This is a genomic window from Mycoplasma sp. HS2188 (assembly GCF_025209835.1).
Taxonomy (GTDB): domain Bacteria; phylum Bacillota_I; class Bacilli_A; order Mycoplasmatales; family Metamycoplasmataceae; genus Mycoplasmopsis.
Genome location: NZ_JAOAOI010000020.1, coordinates 1 through 3,597 on the forward strand (window position 1 = coordinate 1; position 3,597 = coordinate 3,597).

A 3,597-nucleotide genomic window follows, 5' to 3' on the forward strand; every position below is an offset into this window, starting at 1 on the left:
AGAGAGACCCCCCCATATATATAAACAGAGAGCCAAAAGAAAAGCAGTTTTTCAAATTTTAATCGCCTGGAATGGTGTATAATTGAATTAACAAAATGTATATTACCTGCTAACATTTTATACCCCCAATTTCTACCGTGTTCTTATTTTTATTATTTTCAACGATTATATCATTGTGTAATTCAAGATCTCTGTATATTTCTTTTTTTATAGTTGAATTTTTTATATTTGGAAAGAAAATAGAATCTGGAGGGAATATTAATTTTTTATATTTATTTGGTTGATTTATTAATGAGGAATCGCCCATTCCGTCACTAAAATAACTTAAAAATTTATGATTAATTTTTTTTATATTTTTTGCGAAACATAAGACATATTCAAAATCTTGTTTTGTAAAATTTGATAAAGAGGTGCCGCCACTATTTTTGTTTCATAAAAATATTTCAATAAAATTCTCTTCACCAAATATTTCGTCCATTAAAACTTTCAAATAAGCTTGTTCTGTGTCATCAATTGATACAAAAATAACCCCATCTTCTTTCAATAGGTCTTTTGCCATTCTTAGACGTTCGCTCATCATATTCAGTCAGCCTGTACGACTGAATTTATCACGATAAATAAATTTTGAAGCTGCAACATCATCTTTTTCGCCGTTTTTTAAACTATTTCCATCGCTCAAAGATGATTCAGTATTATAAGGAGGATCGATATAAATTACATCGTAAAGTGCATTTGAGTCGCTAGCGACTCTCTCTCTATCACTAATAGATTCTTTAAAGCGTCATAGTTTTCACCGATAATAAGAGTATTTTGGGATTCTTGTTGGTTTAATAGATCATTAATAAATGATTTTTTTTCGTCTTTTTTAAGCAAGGCTAAAGATGTGTTTTTGCTAGCTGGTGCTTCATCAAAAACAAAACCAATTTTCACTCTTTTGATTAGAAATTGATATACGTTTTGTAAATCTTTTTCATCTGTTCTTTTTAAGATATTAATTATTAGCTCTTTTTGATCTTGATTAATATCGTTTTTTGATATTTCATTGATTTTATCAATGTAATCATTTAAGATTATTTCTTTGCTCATATTTTCTCCTTATTGATACGTTAGCTAGTTTTTATCTAATTAAAATTATATTATTCATAAATGTAATTATGAAATGAAATATCAGTCGTATAGATAAAATGAAATAAAAAACAAAAGTTCCACTTTTTTAAATTTGACAAATGAGAACTTTTGTTTTTTTATTTCACAAGGCAATGCAGTGTTTGGGCACTATCGCCAGTTTTGAAAGGCCTAGCAGTTCGCTGATTAATGTGGAACATATTTATGCAAATGACAATAATAATTGCAAATATTTCTTATATGATGAATATCATTTATTGATTTCCTTATAAAATTTAATTACGAGGAGATAATTGTTGGCATTTTAAAAACACAAAAACATATTTCACTTGGTTAAAAGGAGAATGGATGATATTTAACAAAATCAGCGACAAAATTAAAATTTTAATAAACATTTTAGTAATTGTTTTGAGTGCTGTTATTGGAATTACAAAGGCATTTATGGTAATTTTAAATAACTCATATTTATGAGCAAGTGGCGAACCTGTTATTGAGTCTTTTGCTGTTCTTTCGACACCGATAAGTGCTATTTTAGTGTTTGTTTCACTTTGATCAATAGTTGAAATTATAGTGAAACATAAAACTAAAAAAGTTGTGGCTGTTAGTTCAATCGGAATTGTACTATCATTAATCGCAATTACCTTAACACTGTTTAATTTAACATTCCAACACAGAACTTCATTTAAATTAAATTACTCACATTCAATGGTTGTTTGATTTATTTTGTTGTTAGTTCTAACATTGATTTATTCAATAATTTATATTCAATTTAGAAATGAGTTCAATAATAACACTGAATTAGCTAAAATTAAAAAACATTATTTGATTATTTTTATTGTTATTCTAACAATTTTTGTGGCTTTAATGTTTAGCTGGATTTTACTAGATTTATATTTAAGTTTTAAATATGGTCCAAGTAAAATAGAGCTTATACACCGCAAATAATAATTAATATTAGATTAAGAAAATTTAACACCAATGTCCGAAAGGCACATTGGTGTTTTTGTTAAAAATTTTTGCTGTCTATTGGCAACATTTAGTTTTTATATTACATGAATAATTAAATATCATTTTAAAAAAAATAAAATAAACGATGACAAAAAAAATTAGACACCAACCTTTACGATTTGGGTCAAATTTTTTTGTCCTCATTTAATTTACAATTAATTTATATAAGGTGATCAATGAATTAAGAAATTCAAGTACAAGAGAAAAAGAATTGCTTAAAAAAACTTGTTAGTTTCCGCGGAAATTCTTAAATTATTATCCAAAACTTATCAAGAATTAATTAATAAAATTTAAAATGTGCTTTAAAAAAAGCACAATACTGGACAATAAAATTCTACATTAAATCACAAATCTATAAAGCAAAAACCTTTTTCCTATTTTTTAAAAAAGCTTTTTTGCTTCTTAAATCATAACAACTCCCCATCTTCTATTTGCTTAATTAAGTAATAAAGATACTCGTGTATAATTAAATTAATAATTTTAAGGAGAAAAATATGAAAGTAAAATTTAAATCTCAACCAGTAAACTTACTTGGTAATGAAATAAAAGTAGGCGATATATTCCCTTCTTTTAAAGGTGTTAATTTGGACATGAGTGATTTTGAATTTGATTCATTGCCAAAAACAAAAAAACTTATTTTATCAATTCCATCAATCGACACTGGTGTTTGCGAAATGGAAACTACTAAATTTATGCATAAATTTGCACAAACAAATTATCCAGTAGTTGCAGTATCACAAGATTTACCATTCGCATTCAATCGTTGATGTGCGGCCACAGGTAATAAAACTGTAATTCCGGTCAGCGAATTTAGACATCACGATTTCGCTTTAAAAACCGGAACTCTTCTAGAAGGAATTGGTCTTTTAACCCGGGCAGTTTTTGTTTTGGACGAAAACAATAAAGTCTTACATGTTGAATACCTAGAAGAAGTCGGTAATGAACCTGATTATGATGCTGTAATGAAATTTTTTAACTAAATATGTTCACGCGCAAGCGTGAATTTTTTATTTATGTAAAAATGTTTTCGCTTAAAGCTAATTTATTTTGATGATTATTAACTAAAACAAACTATATACCGACTAAATTTAGCAAACTGTGACTATATATAATATAAGAGTTCAATATTAATATTAATTAGAAAATTAAAATTCAGGCTCCTAACCTTAAATATAAAAAAAATTTAATTTTTTATTTTGACAATTTGTCTTTTTATGTAAAATAATATTGCTATTAATCGTTAAGTAGTAACAAAAAAATAGCTAAAAAAAAATTAAAAAAATGTTTTCTTAAAAATAATTTTAAGATATAATAAATTAGCTAAATTGATAGCAAATAATCGTTCTTTGAAAACTAGATATATAAACATGACGAAGTCAATTTTTTCGAGAGTTTGATCCTGGCTCAGGATGAACGCTGGCTGTGTGCCTAATACATGCAAGTCGAGCGAAGTACTTTTGTACT

The 3,597-nt window shown here is 26.5% G+C and carries 4 protein-coding genes and 1 rRNA gene; 3 read left to right on the forward strand and 2 right to left on the reverse strand.

From position 1 onward, the window contains the following. Window positions 1–109: 109 nt before the first annotated feature. A complete protein-coding gene (locus tag N1F73_RS03910; protein WP_311733633.1) occupies window positions 110–679 on the reverse strand; it encodes a site-specific DNA-methyltransferase in 570 nt (189 codons plus the stop codon). 35 nt (window positions 680–714) lie between these two features. Then, on the reverse strand, window positions 715–1,086 hold the full coding sequence (locus tag N1F73_RS03915) for a type III restriction endonuclease subunit M (protein ID WP_311733634.1): 372 nt from the start codon (window positions 1,084–1,086) through the stop codon (window positions 715–717). Window positions 1,087–1,473: 387 nt separating this feature from the next. Between N1F73_RS03915 and N1F73_RS03480 the strand changes: the two genes are divergently transcribed. The 3 genes from N1F73_RS03480 to N1F73_RS03490 all read left to right on the forward strand — a co-directional run. Next, on the forward strand, window positions 1,474–2,070 hold the full coding sequence (locus N1F73_RS03480) for a hypothetical protein (protein ID WP_260360125.1): 597 nt from the start codon (window positions 1,474–1,476) through the stop codon (window positions 2,068–2,070). Between the two features lie 557 nt (window positions 2,071–2,627). After that, entirely contained in the window at window positions 2,628–3,113 is a 486-nt protein-coding gene (gene tpx, locus N1F73_RS03485; protein WP_259290518.1) for a thiol peroxidase, read from the forward strand. A 401-nt stretch (window positions 3,114–3,514) separates the two neighbouring features. Next, window positions 3,515–3,597, forward strand: a 16S ribosomal RNA gene (locus N1F73_RS03490); the annotation flags it as partial.